This window comes from Bacteroides sp. AF29-11 (assembly GCF_003602895.1).
Lineage (GTDB): Bacteria > Bacteroidota > Bacteroidia > Bacteroidales > Bacteroidaceae > Bacteroides > Bacteroides uniformis.
The window spans coordinates 466,252-489,455 of record NZ_QTLY01000002.1; the positions used below are offsets into that span (position 1 = coordinate 466,252).

The following is a 23,204-nucleotide window of genomic DNA, read 5'->3' on the forward strand; positions in this document are numbered from 1 at the left end:
TTTAAGGTGTTATACTTTTATTTCTTCAATAATTCTTTCAGCGGGATAGCCTGGAACTGAATGTCGGCTTGACTCCCCTCATAAAAGATACCTATGGTATGCTCGTCAATAGAAGTCATGCAAGAGTACCCCGCCCCCCTACCTTCATCCAACAACATCCAATACTCCTCGGGCCAAGTTTGCCCGTCATCGAAACTCACCTTAATGGTAATGTTGTTACGGCGCTCTTTTGAATTAGGATTGGCAAAGAGTAATACATGACGTTCTTCTCCGTCTTCAATATAATCATGGCGCAGCAAGGATGCCTGGCAAGCCGGTTCAATGAGAGCTCTGCGCGACGTGGGATGTTCCGTCCACGTTTTTCCCAAATCGGCAGTGACGGCAATGGCCCGCCCATTACCTTCCTGACGTCCCCGGTTGCTGCGCTCACGCATGTTCAACATCAAGGAATGGTCTGAAAGTTCTACCACCTGACATTCGTTGGTATTGTAGTAGGCCGGTTCGCCTACGGTCCAGTTTTCGCCCTTGTCTTTACTCCACATGATTGTAGAGAACTGAAGCCCGTCTTCGTTCCGCCCCTCTACCGGAAATACCAATGTACCGTCTTCCATTGTGATGCCACGACCCGGTCCGGGAGCAAGCAGCCACCACTCTTCCTTTTTTACCTGGCGGGTAATGTTACGCGGCTCACTCCAGGTAAGTCCGTCGTCGGTACTCTTACTAATCAGGAATTGAGAACTTTGTTTGACACCATATCCCGGCTGAGAACCGTGCGCACGCCACTGATGGTTCCATACGGTCGAGGTATCGGTAAGATTCTCTATCCATTTGCCCGTCTTGGGGTTCAAGACTCCGTGCATCCATAACCCTATGACATAGAGGTCTCCGGTGAAATCATCCGACAAGATGCAACCATCACTCACTCCATTATATTTCTGAGGTAGCCCGCCCCATTCTTTCATATCCAGAACAGTCTGCATGGGTTGCCAAGTCCGCCCTCCATCTTCACTGCGATTGATGGCAATATCAATGTCGCCCTGCAAATCGTCATCTCTTTCATTGCGTGCATCATACAAGGCCAGCAAGGTACCTTTCGTCGAAGTCACCAATCCGGGAATGCGGGAAGTGTGTACCCCGTCCTGACCCGGCTGCCGCAGGGCCACTCCTATACGGAGCGGCTTTACTGCGGGCAACTGGCGGATGCCCACCAGCCCCAAGTCTGTCTGGACACTGCTGCATGAGATTTCAATCTTGCTTGTAGCCTGCGCCGCATCATCCCTCAGTCGGAGTGTCACCCAGCATGTCAGTGTATCTTCCTCTATCTGCCGGCCTACCTTAAAACTCAATTGTTTGTTCACCGGTTTGGCACTTGCACAAACCTGCCCACAATTCTTATCCAAGAACAGCGAAGCGGAAACGACATCACCGGAACGGACAGTTCCATCCAAAGTGAAATTTATCTTTTCCAACTGATATGCCACGCCGCTGTTCCTAATCAGACGCAGACACAATACCGGATTATGCTCCTTCAATGTCAACACCGGATATACCGGTTGCCGAATCTCCACCGCTATCTTATCCGTATAATTTTGGCATGCCATGATGCCCCAAGCAGACAAGACCAGTAAAAGTATAGTCTTATATCTCATATCATCCCAATATTTATTTGTAACCTTCCGTTTGTGTTATATTCGGATTAGTATTGAGACAAGCAGGAGCAATAGGCCACAAGGTAACATTCTTCTCCCCTTCACGCCCCTTCAAGGTCTCAATAAGCTCGAATTCCTTATTAAAGCGAAGGTATGCCCACCATGCTTTTGATTCTGCGACAAACTCTTTCAGTATTTCGCTGATAATGGCATTGTCTATGGCATCCTGAGTCCTTGCCGTGTAGTAGTTGTCTACCCCATAAGCACGCTTGGCCACTACATTCAGATTCTGCAAAGCGGCATCCGTATTTCCCAAGGCATTTTCCACTTCAGCTTTCAAAAGATAGGCTTCGGCCAAACGATAGACGGGGACATCACTGTCAAAACTACGCGTATCATTGGCAAAGGAGCCTTTGAACTTCACAACCATCCTTTTAATCTGTACTTCTTCCGTCAGGAACTTATCCTCGAATACCCGTACTGAAACATCCGTACGCGTGTCACGTGCATCCTCAGCCAGGAAATCGCAATAGGCTTGCGTGGGCACAACATACTGGGCATGGGAACCGGCAGGAACCTCATCCTCGGTATATCCGGCTTCCCTCAGCCGGGTTCTGTCACCGTTAGGTGCCAGATAATAGGCGAAAAAGTTGGGGGATGTTCCCGGAGTCACATTTTCATTGACGATATAGGGCAATGTCCAGATAAGCTCAGAATTGGCTTCGTTGCTTAAATTGAAAATATCGGCAAACGTGGGAAGAAGTGCATATCCGGCTTTCAATACCGCATCAACAGAAGACTGCGCCGTACTCAGAGCCGCATTCCCTCCTCCCAGACGCTTTGCCTTCCATAAGTAATATTCAGTACGCAACATGTTGATGGCTGCCGGAGATGCCTTATGGAGAAGCTTGGAAGAAGCGGGCATCAACCTTAAAGCTTCTTCTATATCGGTTTCGACCTGAGCATATACTTCAGAGGCCGCCGTACGGCTGGGATACATGTCCTCCTGCTTTTCTGACTCAAAGCCGGAAGTCAGTAGTGGACAGTCACCGAATACCCGCACCAGAGTAAAGTAACAATATGCCCGTAGGAAATAGGCATTGGCCATCACCTCATTACGTGTAGCTTCATTGGTGAAAGAGATTTCCGGAGTATGCTTCAGAATCAAATTTGCACTATTAATGGTAGTATATATACTACTCCAATTTGTACCTGCATCACCGCTCAGCAATACGTTTGTACCCACTCTATTAAAAAACGCATCATTTACCGCCCCACTCTCATACCAGTTTGAGCGCATCTCTCCATAGATGTTGAGCAAATCGGAAAAGGCGGAACGGAATTGAGTATATGCTCCATTTACCGCACTCGTAGCATCGCTCTCCTCTGTCCACATGGACAAGCTGGTGAACTGGCTGGGCTGTATCACATTCAGGTCTCCATGACATGATGTAAAAAACGAGACCCCACTTATAAGAAGAATGCCGGATAATATTTTTATTTTCATAATTCTTATTTTTCGTATTAAACTTCTTTTATCACAAAGTAACTTTACATCCGATAGAGAACTTACGGATAGGCGGATAGGTGTTGAAACTACCGGAATAGGTACTTGATGCACCTACTTCGGGAGAAAGGCCTATTACTTCCGTAAAATAATGCAGATTGTTTCCGGCCAGGGTCAATACCAGCCCTTTCAGACCAATCTTTGCCAGCAATGCCTGAGGCAGAGCATATTGCAGAGAGATTTCACGGATACAGAGATAATCGGCTTTCTGGGTGAAAACATCGGAGTTGTCCCGGAAATTCTTATTCAACTCATCGGAGTCATTGCCTGAGAAACGGGCATACTTGGCCTTACTCGGGTCATCCCCCACATTCCAGCATTTTAGGATTTCAGCAGGCAGGCTGGTGTTTCCATTCATGAAATTACACATCTGGCGTTGCAGATAACCATTGGAAATGGAGTGCCCCAAAGCAAAATCAAGATAGACATTCAATGTGAAGCCCTTGTAAGTGAAAGTATTGTTCAAACCTCCGGTGGTATGGGGAATCGTATTTCCCAGCAGGAACATATCATTGCTGTTGATGATATCGTCTCCGTTCAGGTCTTTCCACTCATAGTCTCCGATAGTCTTTTTTCCGACACCCAGTTTCTGTTTCGTGGTCCAGTCCCAACCTTTGGATGAGGTGTCATAACGGGCATTGGCAGCCTGCTCGGGAGTTGTAATGATAAAGTCTTTCTTATATCCATAGAAACGCCCCAACGGTTCACCCTCGGCAACACCTCCGAATTCTTTGGTCGTGCCATCCTGCATTTTTACAGAGTATCCTCCCTGGCGGTTCTTGTCCCGTCCGTTTTCGGGCAGTTTAAGCACCTTGTTCTTTACGTAAGTAATGGTGAATTTAGATTCCCACGTGAAATCCTTCTTGACAATGTTACGTGTTGTTATTTCAGCATCGAAACCACGGAAACGTACTTTTCCAAGATTGGTAAGGATGGAACCGTATCCCGACGTATTGGGCAATACTTTGGAAGTAATCAGGTTATCCGTAATCTTATTAAAGTAATCGATACCCAGAATGATGCGGTTCTTGAACAAGCCTAAATCAAAACCTAAATCCAATTGTGTGGAAGTCTCCCATTCAAGAGCCTTGTTAGGCATGGCCGAAGAAACGGTCGCAGCACTTTGATCGTAACTGGTGGTAATGGCATACAATCCTAATGCATCGTAATAGCCGATGGAGTTGTTACCGGTCTGCCCATAACTGCCACGCCACTTCAAATTACTTATAAAACCGATATTCTGCATAAAAGGCTCATCACTCATAACCCATCCGACAGACAATCCGGGGAAGAATCCCCATTGGTTGCCTTTGGCAAAACGGGAAGAGCCGTCCTCACGGAAAGTAGCAGTCAACATATATCTTTTCAGATAATCATAGTTCAATCGGCCGAAATAACCGATATTCACATCTTCCTGCTTGGTCGACGTTGCATCGGAATAAACAGAACCTCCGTTCAATGTCGGTATCTTGTCGGAGCTGTGTCCGGTAGTGGCAGCATACACATACTTGTACAAATATTGCTGATAGGAATATCCTACCATCGCACTGATGCTGTGTTTATCGGCAAACGTTCTTGTATAGCTGGTGTAGAATTCCAGTTTCTTCCGTTGCTCATCCGTCATGTTGGTAGTCGCCTTCCGCGTTCCATTCATCGGGTTGGCACGCATGAATGTATCTCCATGGCTGTTTTGCGTAAACAAAGAAGCGGTGCCCACAGCATGCCATCCTTTCAAAACTTCCCAATCAAGAGAGCCGACTAACCCCAAACGGTTGGTACGCTGATTGTTATCATTAAAATACGAGTAGAAGCTCGGATTCGGAGACGAAGAGTTTGGACCTGGCGTCGGGGTTCCGTACCATTCATTGTCAGACACCCAATATTTACGTTGAACAGCCGGGGTCATCAGTCCACGGGAAATCACCTGATACTGACTGGCATACTCTTCGCTATTCGTCTGGCTGTAATCTATGTTGCTACTGAAAGTCAGGTTCTCTCTGATTTTGGCAGTTACATTAGTACGGGCGTTAAAACGGTCGAATGCCGTGCCTACACCTACACCGGAATCTTTCATATAGCCAATACTGCCCACATAGCTCAATTTCTCCGTACCTCCTTCTATCCCCACATAATAATTTTGCCAAAGAGCATTCTTGAAACAAGTACTGGCCCAATCATTATCTTCAAAAATCAAAGTCTTACTGGGATCCAACGGATCAGCCACAGACTTCCATCCTGCCGGAATGCTCTCTCCATCCCTCAGGTAACGGGTAGAAAACTTGGAAGCATCCGTATTGCCGGAACTATAAGCATATCCGTCAAGGTATAACTTTTCCGGACTGGGTCCGGAAGCCCAACGATCGCGCATGATAGTAACAGCTTGGGTAGCATCCAGATACTCAATCATCCGCTCCACATTCTCGTTTGCAAAGGAAGCCTCAAACGTCACTCGAGGAGCACCGCTTTTTCCTTTTCTTGTCGTAATCAGGACAACTCCATTCGATGCACGCGAACCATAAATAGCAGAAGAAGCGGCATCCTTCAAGACTTCGATAGATTCGATGTCATTGGGATTGATACCCGCTGTACTGCGCTCTACGCCATCAACTAATATAAGAGGAGAATTACTCTGACTGATAGATGAACCACCACGAATCAAGAACGTAGCCTCTGCACCCGGAGTATTGTTCTCATTGTACACGCGTACACCCGCAATTTTACCCTTCAGCCCTTCTCCCACAGTATTGATAGGAGTTGCCTTCAATGTTTCTCCATCCACCTTGCTGATGGCGGATGTTACGGTACGCTTGGATTGGGTACCATAACCTACAACCACCACTTCATCCAGCCCCATGGTGGTCGGTTCCATCCGGATGTTAAGAATCTTTTGATTAGTAATCAGGATTTGCTGTTCATCATAGCCCACATAGGAAAATACAAGAGTTTCCCCCTTGCTTACTTTCAGCTGGAAAGCGCCATTCATATCCGTAATAACTCCTCGAGTCGTACCCTTCACAGCGATGGAAACTCCTGGAAGAGTTTCACCAGTATTGTCCACTACTACACCTGATAGGTTAAATTCTTGTGCCCAAAGCAAAAATGGGCAAAATAGTAGAAAAGTTATGAGGTGAAAATGAAATATTTTTCTCATCTTTGTTACGATTTTAATAATAAATTGTTTCAGTAATTTATTTAAGGGGAAACGGGAAGTGCCAATACTCGTTTCCCCTCCCTTTTCGGGGGTCAAACTTAAGTTGGCCAATGAGTTTTTTCATTGGATGTATTGTTGCAATATCTCCATAGGCAATCGTTTTTAGTTAATTAATGTATTTGAAGAATTCCGTATTTTTCAATTCGTTTCTTGTCTCCTCCAGCTCTTCTTCAGAACAAGGAGCTATCGGCAATCGACATGGTCCACAGTCTATTCCTGCCAGTTTCATGAATATCTTACCGGCTCTGACTCCTCCCCCATGCTTTATCAGCACATCAATGATTTCAACAGATTTCCATTGCATTTCACGGGCTGTTTCAAGGTCTCCCTTTTCCATGGCTTCCATCACAGCTTTGTATATACCCGGAACATAGTTGTAGGTACTGCCTACGGCAGCCTTAGCTCCAACCGACAATCCGGTAATCAGTATCTCATCAAAACCGTGCAAGACTTCGAACGCCCCACCGTCCGCATGAATGCACTGCTGCATCTCCATCAGGTTGTTATGAGTAAACTTGACTCCCACCAGATTGGGAATTTGCTTCTTGCCCTCTATAAGGAACTTGTGTACCGGCAAGGAAACCCCGGTTATGGACGGCATGTTATAGTAATAAAACGGCAAGCGGGAAGCCGATGCAGCTATCGGCTTGAAAAAACCTATCAGCTCATCTACAGAACCGGGCTTGAAAAAGCAGGGCGCCATGGCTGCTATCATATCAGCTCCAATAGCTTGCGCATGGGCTGCCAGCTCGGCACACTGAACCTGCGACATGCCACCTACATGCACTATCACTTTCAGTTTTCCCTTGGCTGCCTCCATCCATTTTTCCGCAACAGCCTTTCGTTCTTCTGTTGTCAGAGAAACGGATTCTCCCGTCGTGCCACAAATAAACACTCCCGTCACACATTTCTTTTGCATCAGAAACTCTGCATACGGCCCGATCACCTGCAAATTTAAGGAACCATCTTCGTGCATTGGCGTAAATGGTGCAGCGATTAATCCTGTTAAAAGTCGTTTGTTCATAAATAAAATTATATTATAATTAATGATAGGTTCAAACCTATTTTTTCTTAAAGAACAAGCTTGTCAGATAGCCTATGACAAAACATGAGATAAAGCCGGACGCCGTGTACAAAAGCAAATGGAACGTCTGGAATCTGGCAACAAACAATTGTACGATGATACTTGCGACTATACCAATGATTGCTCCTCCGGAATTGGCGCGTTTGGTAAGCATGCCCAACATGAACAGTCCTCCCATACTGCCCAATATGAGCCCGAGTATCTTGTTGAATTCGTCCCACAATGAAGCGATATTCCATGTTGCCATAAGAAAAGCAAAAGATAGACTAATGATTCCTATCACACAAGTTGCCATACGTGCCGCACGCAATTCATTGCCCCCCTCTCCCTTATGAAAGAAACGTGAATAAATGTCTACTATATAAGCTGTGGCTGCCGAATTCATACTGCCGCTCAAAGTGGACATTGCCGCTGCGAAGATGCCCGAAATAAGCAGCCCTACAATACCGACCGGCAATTGGGTAAAAATATACCACGGAAAAATGGCATCGCCGTTAGGAATACTGATACTCAGATTCTCAGGATACACCTTGTAATAGGCATAAAGCGCAGTGCCTATAAAGAAGAAAATCAGTGTGGCGGGAACAGTCAATATCGCATTGGTCCATACACTCTTCCGTGCCTCTTTCATCGAAGAGGTAGTGAGATAGCGCTGCACCATACTTTGGTCCGTCCCATAGGTGGTAAGATGGGTAAAACATGCGGCAATAATGACGGTCCACATCGTAGCATCCTTCAAGTCAAAGTTCGTCGCTCCCAAATCGAACTTACCGTTTGCCACGGCAATATCAATCGTTTCACCCAATCCGCCGGGAAGAGAACACGAGATGTATATCACTGCAAATATCGCTCCTCCCAACAGTATAATTACTTGAATGGCATCTGTCCATACAACCGCCTCTATTCCCCCTATCATTGTATATAGAATACTACAGACTCCCATAATACCGATACATAGGAATATATCCAATCCAGTCACCACATTCAAAGCAATGGAGGGCAGAAAAAGCACAACGCCCATACGCCCTACCTGGAAAATAATAAAGGCCAGACTGCAAATAATCCGGATAAAGACATTGAAACGTATCTCCAGATACTCATAGGCAGTCGTTATATTCAATTTCCGGAAAAAAGGAATAAAGACATAAACAATAACGGGGGCAACAAACACAATACCGGTATTGAACAACACATAACTCCAGTTCGTGGCATATGCCTTGGAGGGTATAGCCATGAAGGTGATGGCACTCAACGCGGTTCCGAAAAGACTCAGCCCGGCAGCCCACCACGGAATGCGTCCTCCACCCTTGAAATAGTCATTCGTACTTTTCTGGCGCCGTGAAAAGTAAATTCCAATTCCGGCCAATACGGCAAAATAACCGATAATCACAAGGATATTGACAAGTCCCAACCCCTTTTCCAAAGGAACAATATCCCCTTGAAGGCTGTACAGTCTATTCGTTCCGGAACTGGCATTGCTACCGAGTATAACGAAGGAACGGTTTCTTTGCAAGACTTGCATGGTGTCATAGGTACCTGGAATACATTCAGACTTGACAAGAGTCTGCGTAATTGTATGATATTTCCATAAAGTATTCTCTTTTTTAAGATGCTGTGTATCTTCCGGCTCTTTCTGAAAAAGAAGTATATGGTTGGCTCCGCTGGCGACAGCAGCACATATTCCTTTCGGAAAATCCGAACCTAATGAACTCCATTTACCCAATTGGGGGTTATAGACATATCCATCAGTCAAGCAAGAAGACAACCCTTCTTCCGTTTCCGTCTGTCCACCCAATAAATACAGACAAGGGGAAACGCCGTTGTTCTGTACCACGAGAATTGCATCTTCCCGGACGCATCCCGGATAGCCCGGTAGTTCTTTCCATCCTCTGGACTTGTTCGACAAGTCCAGCACAAAAAAAGAATCCGATAACCTGGACGGACTTACCGACTTCCTGCCTCCAAACAAATATACCTTATTGTCCAGTAGTGCTCCTGCCGCGTTAGACAACGGAAAAGGAAGTGGCGGCCAATCTTCCGAAACATTCAGTTTGCCCTGCTGCATTGTGACAAGAAATACATCTTTGTAGCATTGGGAAGAATCACGCCCTCCAATACACAAGATACCGTCAGAGAGTGTTATGGAAGCGCCATAAGCCAACGGCTTGGACAACACATCTTCATACAAAGCGAATCCGGCATTTTCAGAAAGGCATACCGCATTTCTTCCCCATCGGCTATAATCGTCGGAAGTGCCGCCTGCCAAGACAATTTGTCCGCCAAGTACTCCGGAAAAGAGTCCCAAAGTGTTGTGTTCCTCATTAAAAACACTCTCGTTGCCCCACTTTATCTGCTCAGAATGAGAAGCATCTGCAGCTCTTAGGCTTTGCCCCCAAAACAAACAAAGGCATACCAATGCAACACAATTATTTACAATCCGTGTCATTTGTCATATTTTTATTGTGATTGACCCTTATTCTGTTCTCCTAACACTGCCCTATCATAAATCAGCTTCTTATAGACATAAAAGTGTTGCTCGATAGCATTTCTGTAGCCCATTTCATCCTTATTCTTGATAAAGTTCAATAAATCGGTGTGAGTTACAATCTTTCCCTTTTTCTCCAGTTCTATATTTATAGCTTCCACCCGTTCCCTCAAATTGGTTTTTACAAAGTTCATAACCGGATGAATGATGCTTTGGAACTGTACAATCGTCTTATTCCCCGTTATTTCGTATAGTTTTGAATGGAAAGTATATTCGCTGAGATTGGCATATTCGTTGTTCCCCAATGCAACGCCTGCATTAACAATCTCTTCCAGTTCCATAATATCCTGCTCTTTAATATTATGAAATATGTCACTACTGATTCCTATCTCCAAGGCAACCCTAAATCCCAAAAGATCGAGAAGTGATTCCTGGCTCATAATACGGGGATCAACCACTCTCTTCATTCCCCCTAAGATGAAAGGCTCAGTTAATATCATTCCACGACGTGTACGGCTTTCAATCATTCCCATCATTTTCAGACGGCTAAGAGCTTCCCGAAGAACACTACGAGCTACCCCCAACGCTGACGACAACTCAATTTCGTTAGGGATAGAATCACCCACTTTCAAGTCCTGACTTCTGAAATAATTCAATAACTTGTCTTCCACTTGGTCTACCAAAGTAATCGACTGCCCATCAATTTTTAAGTTTTCCATATATTAAATCGTGTTATTATTAGTCCTATTAGTATTATTTGTCAGACAAATAAATGGATAATTTTTAATAAAAGCAACATATAAAGAATATATTATCACTTCTTTTATATTTATTAACTTTTAAAGTGTTGCATTTTTGCAAATTTACTATTCACGATGTAATATATATTTCGGCTATATTACATATGCGAACAAACAATAAGAAAAACAGAAAAAGGGGAAAAACAATATAAGTGCAGCTTAAAAAATAGTTTAGAAGAATTATTAATACCTGAGAATGAATGTTCTTAAAAAAGAAAAAGACTGAATAACTAAGTATTCAGCCTTTTATAAAGAGCGGCAAGCGAGACTCGAACTCGTGACCCTCAGCTTGGGAAGCTGATGCTCTACCAACTGAGCTACTGCCGCATAAACATTTCCAAGGTCATGCCTTAAAAACGGTGGCAAAGTTAATAAATTCCTTCCTAAAAAAACAAACGTTTCGTCAAATATTTCCTATTTTTGCTCGGGAAAACAAAGATATTCTTTCAAAATACAGACTAAATACCAATGAAACGAATCATACTCATCACCGGAGGAGCACGTTCCGGCAAAAGCACCTATGCGGAAAAGTTGGCACTCGAGCTCTCTCCCACTCCCGTTTATCTTGCCACAGCACGCATTTGGGACGAAGAATTCCGCCAGAGGGTAATCCGGCATCAGGAACGCCGGGGACCGGAATGGACAAACATCGAAGAGCAGAAAGAACTCAGCCGCCACCGGCTGGAGGGACGGATCGTCCTGATAGACTGCATCACCTTATGGTGTACCAACTTTTTCTTCGACCTGCATTCAGATACCGACCGGGCACTTGCCGCAGTAAAGGCAGAGTTCGACCGCTTCACGGCACAAGACGCAACCTTCATCTTTGTAACCAATGAAATAGGTATGGGAGGAGCTTCCGAGAACGAACTGCAACGAAAGTTCACGGACATGCAAGGCTGGATGAACCAATATGTAGCCGCCCGTGCCGACGAAGTGATACTGATGGTATCCGGCATCCCACTTACCGTAAAAAACACTCATTCATAAAACAACAAACAATTAAAATTCAACAGACTGATGAAAACATTTCATATCACCCGTCCGGACGAGTCAATCCGTCCCGCATTGATTGACAAAATCAACAACCTGACCAAACCCAAAGGTTCATTGGGCATTTTAGAAGAACTGGCACTCCAAATCGGACTCATACAACAGACATTATCCCCCACCTTGAAACATCCGCAAAACATTATCTTCGCCGCCGACCACGGCATTGTCGAAGAGGGCGTCAGTCTGTCTCCAAAGGAAATCACCTGGCAGCAAATCAGCAACTTCCTTCATGGAGGGGCAGGTGTCAATTTCCTCTGCCGGCAGCACGGCTTTACCCTGAAAATAGTAGATGCAGGAGTAGACTACGACCTCCCCTACGAGAAAGGCATCATCAATATGAAAGTGCGCAAAAGTACCAGAAATTATCTGCACGAGGCAGCCATGACGGAAGAGGAAATGGAGATGTGCCTGGAACGGGGTGCCGAGGTGGTGCGCCAATGCCATGAAGAAGGCAGCAATGTCCTCAGCTTCGGTGAAATGGGTATCGGAAACACCTCTTCATCCTCCCTGTGGATGACCTGCTTCACCGGTATTCCTCTGGAACAATGTGTCGGCGCAGGTAGCGGACTCGACAGCGCGGGCATCCGCCACAAATACGAAGTGCTGAAACAGTCTATGGAGAACTACAAGGGCGACGGCTCTCCCCGAGACATCATCCGCTACTTTGGCGGACTGGAAATGGTGATGGCCATAGGCGCCATGCTGCAAGCTGCCGAGCTGAGGATGATTATCCTTGTTGACGGATTCATCATGACCAACTGCCTGCTTGCCGCCGCCAGGCTCTATCCGGAAGTGACGGATTACGCCATCTTCGGACACTGCGGAGACGAGTCGGGCCACAAACTGGTACTCGACGCCCTGCATGCCCGTCCGCTGCTGAACCTGGGACTGCGTTTGGGAGAAGGAACGGGGGCCATCTGTGCATACCCCATTGTCGACTCGGCCGTGCGGATGCTCAATGAAATGGATAACTTTGCACATGCCTCCATCACCAAATACTTTTAACATGAATAATATCTTAGCAGCATTCATCATGCTCACCCGACTGCCCTTCTGGAAAATCAAGGAAGTACCGGCAGAGTGTTTCAAGCATGTGGTTCCCTATTGGCCGCTTGTAGGCTGGCTGACGGGAGGCGTGATGGCGGCAGTGCTGTGGCTTGCCGGACAGATTATGCCGGTGTCACTGGCATGGATTCTTGCCCTCATCGCACGCCTGTTTGTCACCGGTTGCCTGCACGAAGACGGGCTGGCGGACTTCCTCGACGGCTTTGGCGGCGGCACCACCCGCGAACGAACACTTGCCATCATGAAGGATTCCCACATCGGAAGCTACGGTGTCATCGGATTGATATGCTATTTCCTGCTGTTGCTCCAACTTCATCACCTGCCACTGGGACTTCTCTGCATCCTTGTGCTCAGCGGTGACTGCTGGTCCAAGTTCTGTGCCTCCCAGATTGTCAACTACCTGCCCTATGCCCGGAAAGAGGAAGACAGCAAAAGCAAGACCGTCTACAACCGCATGAGCCGGCACGAGTTACTGGCCGGATTTCTTTGTGGCCTGCTTCCTTTCGTACTGCTGCTGCCTATAAAGCTGTGGATTGCCACCCTCTTCCCACTGCTCACCTTCTTCCTGCTCTACCGATTGATGAAGCGGCGCCTACAAGGATATACGGGTGACTGCTGCGGGGCCACTTTCCTGCTATGCGAACTGTCCTTCTACTTGGGAAGCCTTATTCTAATTATAAATTAACAACTGAAAATTAAAGATGGAAGTAATACTCATTCGACACACTTCGGTAGATGTCCCTCCGGGCGTATGCTACGGACAGACCGATGTTCCCCTGAAACCTACGTTTGAAGCGGAAGCCGCCGTAACAGCAGAAAACCTGAAGACATACCTTCCGTTCGATCACGTCTACACCAGTCCCCTAACCCGCTGCGTGCGCCTCGCCACCTATTGCGGCTATCCCGATGCAGAACGGGACAAACGGATTATGGAAATCAATTTTGGCGACTGGGAGATGAAGCCGTTCGAGCAGAATGAGGACCCACGCCTGCAGGAATGGTATGCCGACTACATGAACGTGGCAGCTACCGGTGGAGAATCTTTTACCATGCAATACCGGCGTGTCAGCCAGTTTTTGGACGAATTAAAGAAGAAGCCCTATACACGCGTTGCCATCTTCGCACACGGAGGCGTATTAATCTGCGCACAACTCTATGCCGGAATCCTTAAAGCCGAAGAAGCCTTCGACGCATTGACGCCCTACGGCGGCATCGTCCGCATCAATCTCGACAAGGAATAGTGAACGAAATAGTAGGGCCTTCCTCCGCTTCGGTTTGCACCTTGTAGATACCTCCAAAATAATGAATAAAATGGGCATTGATTTCATGGCGAATCAAGCTCGTTTTATTCTCAAAATGTACCTTTGCAAACGGGGCGTTGACCACGTCGAAATAGAGGGCCGACCTAGTGCGGTCCCGTCTGATGCGGATAATCGCCTCATAACGGGCAGTGTCATTCTCTGACGGAGTCAGCATGCTGACAAGCAATGTATCGAACCACCTTCGGTCCGTCCTCGCAAACTGTTCCTTGAGGTCGGTCTGCAGGCTGACAGACACAGTGCTCTCCTCACGGCCGTTCACTTTATCCAGCACCTCACTGCACAACTGAATAATGTCACACTCCTCGTCCTCATACTGAATCTTGCCGGACTCCAAGCGGGACAACTCCAGAATGCTGTTGACATAATTCAGCAGACTTTCCGCATTGGTCTGAATCATCTGTCCGTACTCCCTCTTAGTCTCTTTATCCAGCTCCTCTTTCCCGGTCAGCAATTCGGCAAAGCCCACCACCACATTCAGCGGAGTACGTATATCATGGCTGATTTCCGATTTCAGACGTTCCTTCGCGATGTTGTCCGTCTCTGCCTGCAAAGCGGCTTCAGCCGTCTTCTTCTCTACGACAGCAATCTTTCCGGAGACATAGCGCGTATACAGATAGAAAAGCAGCATCAGCAGCAGGCAGACACCCAGGAATATAAATCCTATACGGTAATTCATGTCCTGAATCTTCTGCTTCTCCAACAGCAGCTCGTCAATGTGGTAAATCTCCTTCACCTGCTTCAACTGGTTGGCCGAGAAGGCATTGTTCAGCGAATCCTGCTTGCGTATGAGGTAGCGCCGGGTCTCGATGGCCCCGTCAATGTCCCCCTTGTCATATTGCGTACTCGCCTTGTAGTTTATCAAAGTGGCAAAGGTGGAGACGTAGTTGTTCAGTACCGTAGGGGTCACCTCGTCTATCAATGCGATGCTTTTGTCATACTCATCGGTCTTGGCATAGTATTGAAGCTGTATCAACTGGACATTCAGCCAGAAGACGGGATCTACATGCGGCTCAAGCAGTTTTTTTACTTTCTCGATATGCTCATGCGCCACTGTAAAGTTCTTCCGGTTCATGTAGTGCAGGATATACTTCACTTCGCAGTCAATCTCGAAATTGCTCCAGTTCTTCCTTGTCTCGGGTTCTTTGGAAATAACCGTCTGCAACGTCATGTCCATTTCATGCAAATAGGGCAGCTTCAAGCTGTCTTTACCGCCATTGCCGTATACCTGGGCAATACGCGACAGTATATCCACCTTCAGGCTGGCCTTTGTCTGGGGAGAGAAATTCCGGTAAGCCTCCAAGAAAGAGTCCAGTGCCTCATTCGGGCGGCTGGACACTCCGTAGGCACATCCCAGACTGTTATACGCCGCTATCATCCCGTTATTGCTATGGTGGAGTTTTGATTCCTCCAACGTCTCCTTAGCCACATACACCGCTTTCTCTATCTGTCTCTTGGAAGCCAGGGCGCGGCTGATGGCAGCCTTCTGCTCCAGATAATAATCGTAAGTGCCTACCTGGGGGACAAAATCCTTCAGCACATCCACCCAATACGACAGACTGTCCGGGTCGTGTTTCTTGTCATAACATGCCGCCAGATAGTAAGCGCCCATATTCTCATAGAAAGCGTTCTTCTGCCGCCGCGCCTCCTCGTACAGACGGGTGGAAAAAGTCATGTTATAGGGAGCATACTGGTGCTTGTAGGCCATGTCACGGAGATACGTCAGCCGGACAAGGGTGGCCGGCAGGGTATCGGCAACCTTCAGGATGCTGTCCTGATACCGGACAGCCCCCGTGTCTTCTGCCAGCAGCGGACAAATATATCCGCAAAACAAAACATGGATGAGAATCAGTATTCGTTTCATTGCGCCGTTCCTCCGTGTAATGCGGGATTATACTTCAAAGGATGCGTAAAACAGAAACGCGCGCCACGGGTGTACCCACTGTCCACCCACAGCTTGCCGTTCATATATTTCACAATCAGTTGGCAGATGGAAAGACCCAGTCCGCTTCCCTGCACAAAATCATTCAGCTTTTCAAAGCGTTCAAAAATCAAGTGCTGCTTTTCCGGTGGAATGCCACATCCGGTATCCGTCACGGAGAAAAGTGCCGTACCGGCATCAGCCATCTTCAGTTCCAGCACGATGGAGCCTTATTCCGTAAACTTGGCGGCATTCACCAGCAGGTTTATCAAGACTTGGCGGAGGCGCGCATCGTCCGTATCCAGCATCAAGACGGACAAATCCGTGTCAAAACGCATTTCAACCTCCAGCTTGCGCGAGGCCATCACGGTCTCCACGACCTCATTACACAACTTCACGGCATCATGCGTGCGGATGTTGAAGGTTATATTGTCATTCTCGAAATCCGAGAAATCCAGAATGTCATTGATAAGTTTCAGCAACTGAAAGGAATTCACCTTGATAATTTCGGAGAACTCCCGGCGCGATTCGTCATCGAACGACTCGTCCTCATCCGTCAGTACCGCCGAGAATCCGACAATGGCATTCAGCGGCGTACGTACCTCATGGCTCATGTTCGAAAGAAACATATTCTTCCGTTGTATGGCTTGCACCGCTTTCTCCTTCATCGCCTCCTGCCGCATTTGGGAACGCTTCAAACGGAATATCTTCTTCCAGCCCAGCACCAGGAGGAATATCAGAAACAGTACGGACACAATGATGCCTGCCAGATAGAAACGCATGGATACAATGCGGTCGCGTTCGTTCTGGTAGGCCAGTTGGTCGGCCTGGAAACGGGTACAGAGCCGGTCTATCTCCTTGGGATAGTTCTTCTCGAACGAAGTCTTGATATACGAAAAGACCTTGCCGTACTGTCCGTAGGCTTCTTCCTTGTTCCCCATCTTCACCAGTAAATCCGCCTTTTCGAGCAGAGCTTCCTTGTAGATGTTATGGTTTATCCGGGCATATTCGGTTTGAAGGAAATCATTGTAGGCGGTCAAGGCTGCCTCATGCGCTCCGGTGGCCACCAGATAACGGGCATCTATAATCAGAAGGTATTGCCGTATCTCCGGAATCAGTTGCGTTTCAAGCTGGCCTATCTGTACCAGACAATGGCTGGCAGCTTTCAAGTCACCCTTGAATAATTGGCAGGAAGCATTGGAGATGTGGCGCATGGCCAGCTCCAGCGGAGAAAGCCGGTCTTCCGGATAGAGGTTCAGACGTGCAAGATAACGCGAGGCACCGTTTACATTCCGTATGCGCAGGTTATAATCTATCAGTTCCACCAGTAGCATACGGATATGCACATCCTCCCCGTCCATCCCATCCAGCAGTCTCAAGGACTCCTCATAAGCGGCACCGGCTTCCCGGAGCCTGCCGGTATAGCTGTACACCTCTCCCATGGCATTCAGCGCAAGGGCATTGCCGAAGGGGTAGGCAAGCGCGCGGGCTTTGGAGTACATCTGGTCGCTCTGGGCAATAGCCATACGGATTTCTCCACGGAAAAGGGAGGATTTTATAAGTATTCTTTCCAGTTCGAAATAGGTGTAATAGCGCTGGGATTCATCCAATTGGGACAAAAGGCCGTCGGCATTCAGCGAGTCACACTCCTCCCGGGTCAGATAGTCGAAACCGAGGCTGTTGTGAAAAGTGGAGATGACCTCATGGACTATACTTTCCTTTTCTTTAGTCCAAGAATCCGCTTTATCTGTTGTCGATGCAATTATTGTGCTCCCGAACCAAATAAAGAAAAGGAATATATATAGTTGCTTTATCCTCATTTATAAGACTTTGTCTGCTTTAAAAGTTACATTTTTAATGCAACGCGGTCTTGCAAAGATATTATATCTTTTTGGAACGGACAAAGAATCAGTTAAAATAACAACATTTTAAAAACAAAAGGAAGCCAAGGTCGATGTCACTATTACGGCAACCACCATCCACCACTCCACACGCCGGTTGATGCGGACAGCCACACGCATATCTTCCGTCTTCAGAGGCCGTTCATTAGAACCGATATAAGGTTTCCATACCTCCTCGCCGAAATAGTTGTGCGGACCTCCGAAACGGCAGTCCAGAATACCGGCAAGGGCGGCTTCCGGATAACCGGAATTGGGACTGGCATGCTGGCTGCCATATCTGCCCACAAAAGCAAACAAGGAAAGACGACCGGAAACCAGCACCATCAGAAAGGCTGTCAGACGAGCAGGAATATAATTGGCAACATCATCCAAACGGGCGGCGAAACAGCCGAACCAACGATAGCGTTCATTCTTGTAGCCGACCATGGAATCCAGCGTGTTCACCATCTTATAGGCAAGCATGCCCGGAACTCCCAACAGCAGATACCAGAACAAGGGGGCAACTACCCCGTCACTCAAATTCTCTGCCAAAGTCTCCAATGCCGCGGTTCGTACCTCCTGCGCCGAGAGTGCAGACGTATCACGCCCTACGATACGTGCCACTTGCATCCTCCCTTCCTCCAAGGAACGGTCCACCGCCTTGAACACCATACGCACTTCACGGACCAGTGTAGTACCTGCCAGGCAATAGAATATCAGCAGTATCTGCACCGTCAGAAGCATGCCCGGAGAAAAGAGTGCCGCCAAGCGGAGCAACAAAAGCGTAATGACATATACCCCCAAGACAAGAGACACCGCCACAAACGCACCTTTCAGGAAACACGAATCGCCCCGGTTCAACCGGTGCTCACAGAAAGAAATGGCTTTGCCGAAAGCCACCACCGGATGGGGCAGCCACGCCGGGTCGCCCAGCCAATGGTCGAGCAGCCAGGCAGTGAGAAGCGGCAGGTTCAAGTTGAAGGCGACACCCAAAAGTATAAGCACATCTTCTTCCATCGGTTATTCCTCCTCAAGCCATTGTCCTATTGCTTTTACAAGCCTGTCATTCTCCTCCCGGCTCTGGGCGGCTATACGGAAGAAGCGCTCATTCAGTCCGTCGAAGTTGGAGGCGTCCCGAATCAGGATGCCATGCTCCCCTGCCAGATAGTCTTTCAAAGCGGAAGCCCTACCCATACGGAGGCACACCAGCATGAAATGGGTTTCGGTGGCCCATACCTCCAGTCCTCCCAATGCCTCGAGCGCACTGCGCAGGCGGGCAGCCTCTTGCAAGTAAGACGCCACATCCAGCGGATTGGGAACATCATGTTCCAGCAGATGGAGCCCTGCCTCAATGGCAAGCTGGTTGACCGACCAGGGCATACGGTTGGTACGCAGACGGTGCAGCAGGTGGGGGGCGCCGGTGACATATCCCAGTCGCAGACCGGGAACGGCATAACGCTTGGTCATGGAGTGCAGCAGCAAGACGTTGGGAAACTCCGCAGCCTCGGCAGCAGAGAAAAGCGGACGCAAGGTGAAAAACTCGTAGGACTGGTCGATGACGAAACAGACCTGCGGATTATGACTGATAAGTGTTGCCAGATATTCCTTCTCCACAACCGTTCCGGTAGGGTTATTGGGATTGCACAGCCACAGCATGCGCACCTCTTCCGGCAAGCGATACCCCTCGCTCTCCGCAGGAAGCCGGTAGAGGGAAGTGACCCGATGGCCGTGCATGCGGCAGGCATCGGCATATTCACTGAAAGTGGGCTGCACAATGGCGGTGTTTGTCCCGCGGAAAGTCTGTGCGGTAAGATAGATGGCTTCGGTAGCTCCGTTCGTCACGCACACTGCCTCGGCAGGAAGACGGTGGCGGCGGGCAAGGCAGGCCTCAAGCGTGTAAGGCTCCGGTTCGGGATAGTTGCCGATGCCGTCAATCCGGGCACACAGATGCGCCTTCAAGGCAGAGAGGTCTACCCTGTTGTAAACGTTCGAGCTGAAGTTTGCCGTAATGGGACGGCTGTATTTATAGGAATCGTCTCCGTGTCCTTCAATCATGGTTCTTTGTCAATATTTGGTAGATAAGCGGCAGGTTGACGTGGCGGCGCACGTGCTCGGCAAGCCTATCGTATTGTTCTTCTTTGAATGTATGGTAATCGAAAGTGCCGGCATTCCCGGACAGTTTGTCTGCAAAAGGCGCAAGCAGGAAATCTATGAATTCCGGATTGTCGAGAATGCCATGAATATAGGTCCCCATGCAGGTGGAGTCCACGCAGTAACCGTCGGTAGAGCCGTTCTCCAGAAGATTCAAGGGAGAATCGGGAGTACCTTCCACAGGGGTGGTCACTCCCATATGGATTTCATAGCCCTGCATGAATGGAGAATGGAGAGTGGAAGATGGAGAATGGGGATTGCACAGACCGAACTTCACCTGACGGGTCACCTTCTCTCCCGACATGCGGGTACTGATGGGCAACAGCCCCAGTCCAGGCAGGCGTTCGATGTCCCCCTCCACATGCTCAGGGTCGAGCACCTCCTGCCCCATCATCTGATAGCCGCCGCAGATACCCATCACGGTGGCACCTTCACGGTGGGCACGGATGATGGCAGCCGCCACACCGTTACGGCGCAATTCGTAAAGGTCACCAAGCGTGCTCTTGGAACCGGGCAGCAGGATGACGTCGGCCTTTGCCAACTCATCCACATTGTTGGTATAGAAGAGATGTACGCGCGGGTCACGCTCCAGCACATTGAAATCGGTGAAGTTACTGAGGTGGCGCAGCAGAATGACGGCGATGTTCACCTTTCCCTTCTCGGCACGGACAGACTTTGCGGCAAGCGCCACGGAGTCTTCTTCTTCGATATAAATGTCACGGTAGTAAGGTACTACCCCGACAACGGGAATGCCGCAAAGTTCCTCCAGCATCGTAATGCCCGACTCGAAGAGACGTATATCCCCCCGGAACTTGTTGATAAGAATTCCTTTAATGCGTTCCCGCTCATGGGGACGAAGCAACATCAGCGAACCATAGACACTGGCAAACACACCGCCACGGTCAATGTCCCCCACAAGGATTACATCGGCTCCGGCATGCAGGGCCATCGGCAGATTGACAAGGTCGGTATCCCGCAGATTGATTTCGGAGATGCTTCCCGCGCCTTCCAGCACAACGGGATTATAGCGAGCGGCAAGGCGGTCGTAGGCAGCACAAACCTCCCGGCGCAGCTCGTCGCGTCCTTCCTTGCGGAAATACTCATAAGCATTGCGGTTGCCGATAGGACGCCCGTTAAGAACAACCTGCGAGGTATGGTCCGACTGTGGTTTCAGCAGTAGCGGATTCATGTCCGTGTGGCAAGGCACTCCGGCGGCTTCTGCTTGCACAGCCTGGGCACGGCCTATCTCCAGCCCTTCGGGAGTGGCAAATGAATTGAGCGCCATATTTTGTGCCTTGAACGGTGCGGGCTGATAGCCGTCCTGCTTGAAGATGCGGCAGAAGGCAGCAGCAATGATGCTCTTCCCCACATCACTGCCCGTCCCGGCAAACATAATCGGATGAAGTTTCTCCATAAATTCCATTTTAGCGAATGCAAAGATAGTGCAAATCCGAATATCTCTCCCATTCATAAGCCATATCTTCGGAAACTATTCGTTATATTTGTAACGTTCTATTCAAAAAGATGACTACTGAACAATTCCCACCTCCTCTTGTTTAGAGAAACAAGAACCCCTAAACCGAACGAACTTATGAATAATCTATTATGCCGGAGATTCTTTCCGGCTGCTGCCTGCGTACTGCTTGCCATCGGTGGAGTGGCCGCACAAACCTCCCTTCCCCTTAGCTTCGGTGATGCCCTAAGGCAGATGCAAAACGGCAACCGCAGCCTGAAAATAGCCGACAAGGGAATTGAAGCCGCCCGTGCGGAACGTGACAAACTGAATGCCCTCTGGTACCCCTCCCTGCAAGGTGCCGGTACGTTCGTGCATCTTTCCGAAAAGATAGAGGTAAAACAGCCCCTTTCCCAGTTCACCGACCCGGCAAAGGACTTTGTGCACAACATCGTGCCGGACGACCAATTCATCAGCAGCATACTCGACCAGATAGGCTCCCATACCCTCGCTTTTCCACTGGCTCCACGCAACCTGACTTCCGTCGGCCTGACCGCCGAATGGGTCGTATTCTCCGGCGGCAAGCGCATCCGGGCCTCGAAGATAGGCAACACCATGATAGACATTGCCCGCGAAAACCGGGGACAGACCGATGCCACGCAACGCACCCTGCTGGCAGAAAGCTACTTCGGGCTGAAACTTGCGCAAGAGGTAGTACGCGTGCGGCAGGAGACTTACAACAGCCTGCAACGCCATTACCAGAATGCCCTTAAACTGGAAGCTGCCGGCATGATAGACAAGGCAGGCCGGCTCTTTGCCCAAGTGAATATGGATGAAGCTGCCCGTTCACTGGAGGCTGCCCGGAAGGAGGCCTCCGTCGTGCAAAGTGCCCTGCGCACCCTGCTCAACCTGCAAGACACATGCAGCATCCATCCTACTTCGGAGCTTTTCATCAACGACCAACTGCCCGCCAAAGAGGAGTTCCTGCAAGCCATGCGGGTGGAGAACTACACCGTGAACCAACTGCAACTGCAGTCACAGATTGCCCGCCAGCAGCTCCGCATCGACCAGAGCGGCTACCTGCCGGACATCGCCGTATTCGGCAAGCAGACCCTCTATGCCCACGGCATACAAAGCAATCTTGTCCCCCGCACCATCGTAGGTGTGGGCTTCACCTGGAACCTGTTCGACGGACTGGCGCGTGAGAAGCGCATCCGCCAGTCGAAGATAGCCCAGCAGACCCTTGCCCTGGGACAAGAAAAAGCCAAAGAAGACCTGAGCGTAGGCATCGACAAGCTCTACACCCAACTGCAAAAGGCACAAGACAACGTACGCGCCTTGAATACCACCATCGAGCTGAGCGAAGAGCTGGTGCGAATCCGCAAGAAATCCTTTGCCGAAGGCATGGCAACCAGTACCGAGGTCGTAGATGCGGAAACGATGCTGGCAACCGTCCGCGTGGCGCGTCTGGCAGCCTATTACGAATATGATGTGGCACTGATGAACCTGCTGGCTATCTGCGGAACGCCGGAACGGTTCGAGAAATATTTCGAGACAACTTATTAA

The 23,204-nt window shown here is 48.7% G+C and carries 15 protein-coding genes, 1 tRNA gene and 1 pseudogene; 5 read left to right on the forward strand and 12 right to left on the reverse strand.

Features of this window, described 5'->3' with window-relative positions; genetic code table 11:
- Positions 1 to 17 precede the first annotated feature (17 nt).
- The 7 genes from DWZ03_RS04705 to DWZ03_RS04735 form a co-directional block, all read right to left on the reverse strand.
- Positions 18 to 1,649: a sialidase family protein gene (locus DWZ03_RS04705; protein WP_120129009.1), complete on the reverse strand. Its 1,632-nt coding sequence runs from the start codon at positions 1,647 to 1,649 to the stop codon at positions 18 to 20.
- A 13-nt stretch (positions 1,650 to 1,662) separates the two neighbouring features.
- Positions 1,663 to 3,156, reverse strand: a complete 1,494-nt coding sequence (locus tag DWZ03_RS04710; protein WP_005829240.1) for a RagB/SusD family nutrient uptake outer membrane protein — start codon at positions 3,154 to 3,156, stop codon at positions 1,663 to 1,665.
- A gap of 31 nt (positions 3,157 to 3,187) precedes the next feature.
- Positions 3,188 to 6,367: a SusC/RagA family TonB-linked outer membrane protein gene (locus tag DWZ03_RS04715; protein WP_005836952.1), complete on the reverse strand. Its 3,180-nt coding sequence runs from the start codon at positions 6,365 to 6,367 to the stop codon at positions 3,188 to 3,190.
- Between the two features lie 166 nt (positions 6,368 to 6,533).
- Positions 6,534 to 7,451 carry a dihydrodipicolinate synthase family protein gene (locus DWZ03_RS04720; RefSeq protein WP_005829247.1) on the reverse strand — a complete coding sequence of 306 codons (918 nt, stop codon included), beginning with the start codon at positions 7,449 to 7,451 and terminating at the stop codon, positions 6,534 to 6,536.
- A gap of 37 nt (positions 7,452 to 7,488) precedes the next feature.
- Complete coding sequence (locus DWZ03_RS04725) at positions 7,489 to 9,957, reverse strand: sodium:solute symporter family transporter (RefSeq protein WP_120129011.1); 2,469 nt, start codon at positions 9,955 to 9,957, stop codon at positions 7,489 to 7,491.
- A gap of 11 nt (positions 9,958 to 9,968) precedes the next feature.
- Positions 9,969 to 10,715, reverse strand: coding sequence for a FadR/GntR family transcriptional regulator (locus DWZ03_RS04730; protein WP_005829254.1), 747 nt, complete (start codon positions 10,713 to 10,715; stop codon positions 9,969 to 9,971).
- A gap of 335 nt (positions 10,716 to 11,050) precedes the next feature.
- Positions 11,051 to 11,123, reverse strand: a tRNA-Gly gene (locus DWZ03_RS04735).
- Between the two features lie 141 nt (positions 11,124 to 11,264).
- Between DWZ03_RS04735 and cobU the strand changes: the two genes are divergently transcribed.
- Genes cobU through cobC form a run of 4 tightly spaced genes read left to right on the forward strand, consistent with a single transcriptional unit; the run spans position 11,265 to position 14,155 of the window.
- A complete protein-coding gene (cobU, locus tag DWZ03_RS04740; protein WP_044467842.1) occupies positions 11,265 to 11,786 on the forward strand; it encodes a bifunctional adenosylcobinamide kinase/adenosylcobinamide-phosphate guanylyltransferase in 522 nt (173 codons plus the stop codon).
- A gap of 30 nt (positions 11,787 to 11,816) precedes the next feature.
- Positions 11,817 to 12,854 (forward strand): nicotinate-nucleotide--dimethylbenzimidazole phosphoribosyltransferase, encoded by a 1,038-nt coding sequence (cobT, locus tag DWZ03_RS04745; protein ID WP_120129013.1) that lies wholly within the window; start codon positions 11,817 to 11,819, stop codon positions 12,852 to 12,854.
- 1 nt (position 12,855) lies between these two features.
- Positions 12,856 to 13,599 carry an adenosylcobinamide-GDP ribazoletransferase gene (cobS, locus tag DWZ03_RS04750; RefSeq protein WP_120129015.1) on the forward strand — a complete coding sequence of 248 codons (744 nt, stop codon included), beginning with the start codon at positions 12,856 to 12,858 and terminating at the stop codon, positions 13,597 to 13,599.
- Positions 13,600 to 13,615: 16 nt separating this feature from the next.
- Positions 13,616 to 14,155 (forward strand): alpha-ribazole phosphatase, encoded by a 540-nt coding sequence (cobC, locus tag DWZ03_RS04755; protein ID WP_005836947.1) that lies wholly within the window; start codon positions 13,616 to 13,618, stop codon positions 14,153 to 14,155.
- Here the strand turns inward: cobC and DWZ03_RS04760 are convergent.
- From DWZ03_RS04760 to DWZ03_RS04780, 5 genes and pseudogenes are all read right to left on the reverse strand, one after another.
- Complete coding sequence (locus tag DWZ03_RS04760) at positions 14,136 to 16,097, reverse strand: sensor histidine kinase (RefSeq protein WP_120129017.1); 1,962 nt, start codon at positions 16,095 to 16,097, stop codon at positions 14,136 to 14,138. The genes cobC and DWZ03_RS04760 overlap by 20 nt on opposite strands.
- Positions 16,094 to 17,974: pseudogene (locus tag DWZ03_RS04765) on the reverse strand (ATP-binding protein). The gene DWZ03_RS04760 and the pseudogene DWZ03_RS04765 overlap by 4 nt, the downstream one beginning before the upstream one ends.
- Positions 17,975 to 18,082: 108 nt before the next feature.
- Entirely contained in the window at positions 18,083 to 19,051 is a 969-nt protein-coding gene (gene cbiB, locus DWZ03_RS04770) for an adenosylcobinamide-phosphate synthase CbiB (protein ID WP_120129019.1), read from the reverse strand.
- A 3-nt stretch (positions 19,052 to 19,054) separates the two neighbouring features.
- Complete coding sequence (locus tag DWZ03_RS04775; RefSeq protein WP_057255893.1) at positions 19,055 to 20,089, reverse strand: threonine-phosphate decarboxylase; 1,035 nt, start codon at positions 20,087 to 20,089, stop codon at positions 19,055 to 19,057.
- Positions 20,082 to 21,599, reverse strand: coding sequence for a cobyric acid synthase (locus tag DWZ03_RS04780; RefSeq protein WP_195657440.1), 1,518 nt, complete (start codon positions 21,597 to 21,599; stop codon positions 20,082 to 20,084). Before DWZ03_RS04780 ends, DWZ03_RS04775 begins: the two co-directional genes overlap by 8 nt.
- Before the next feature lie 177 nt (positions 21,600 to 21,776).
- Here DWZ03_RS04780 and DWZ03_RS04785 point away from each other — a divergent pair, with 177 nt between their 5' ends.
- Entirely contained in the window at positions 21,777 to 23,204 is a 1,428-nt protein-coding gene (locus DWZ03_RS04785) for a TolC family protein (protein ID WP_016273658.1), read from the forward strand.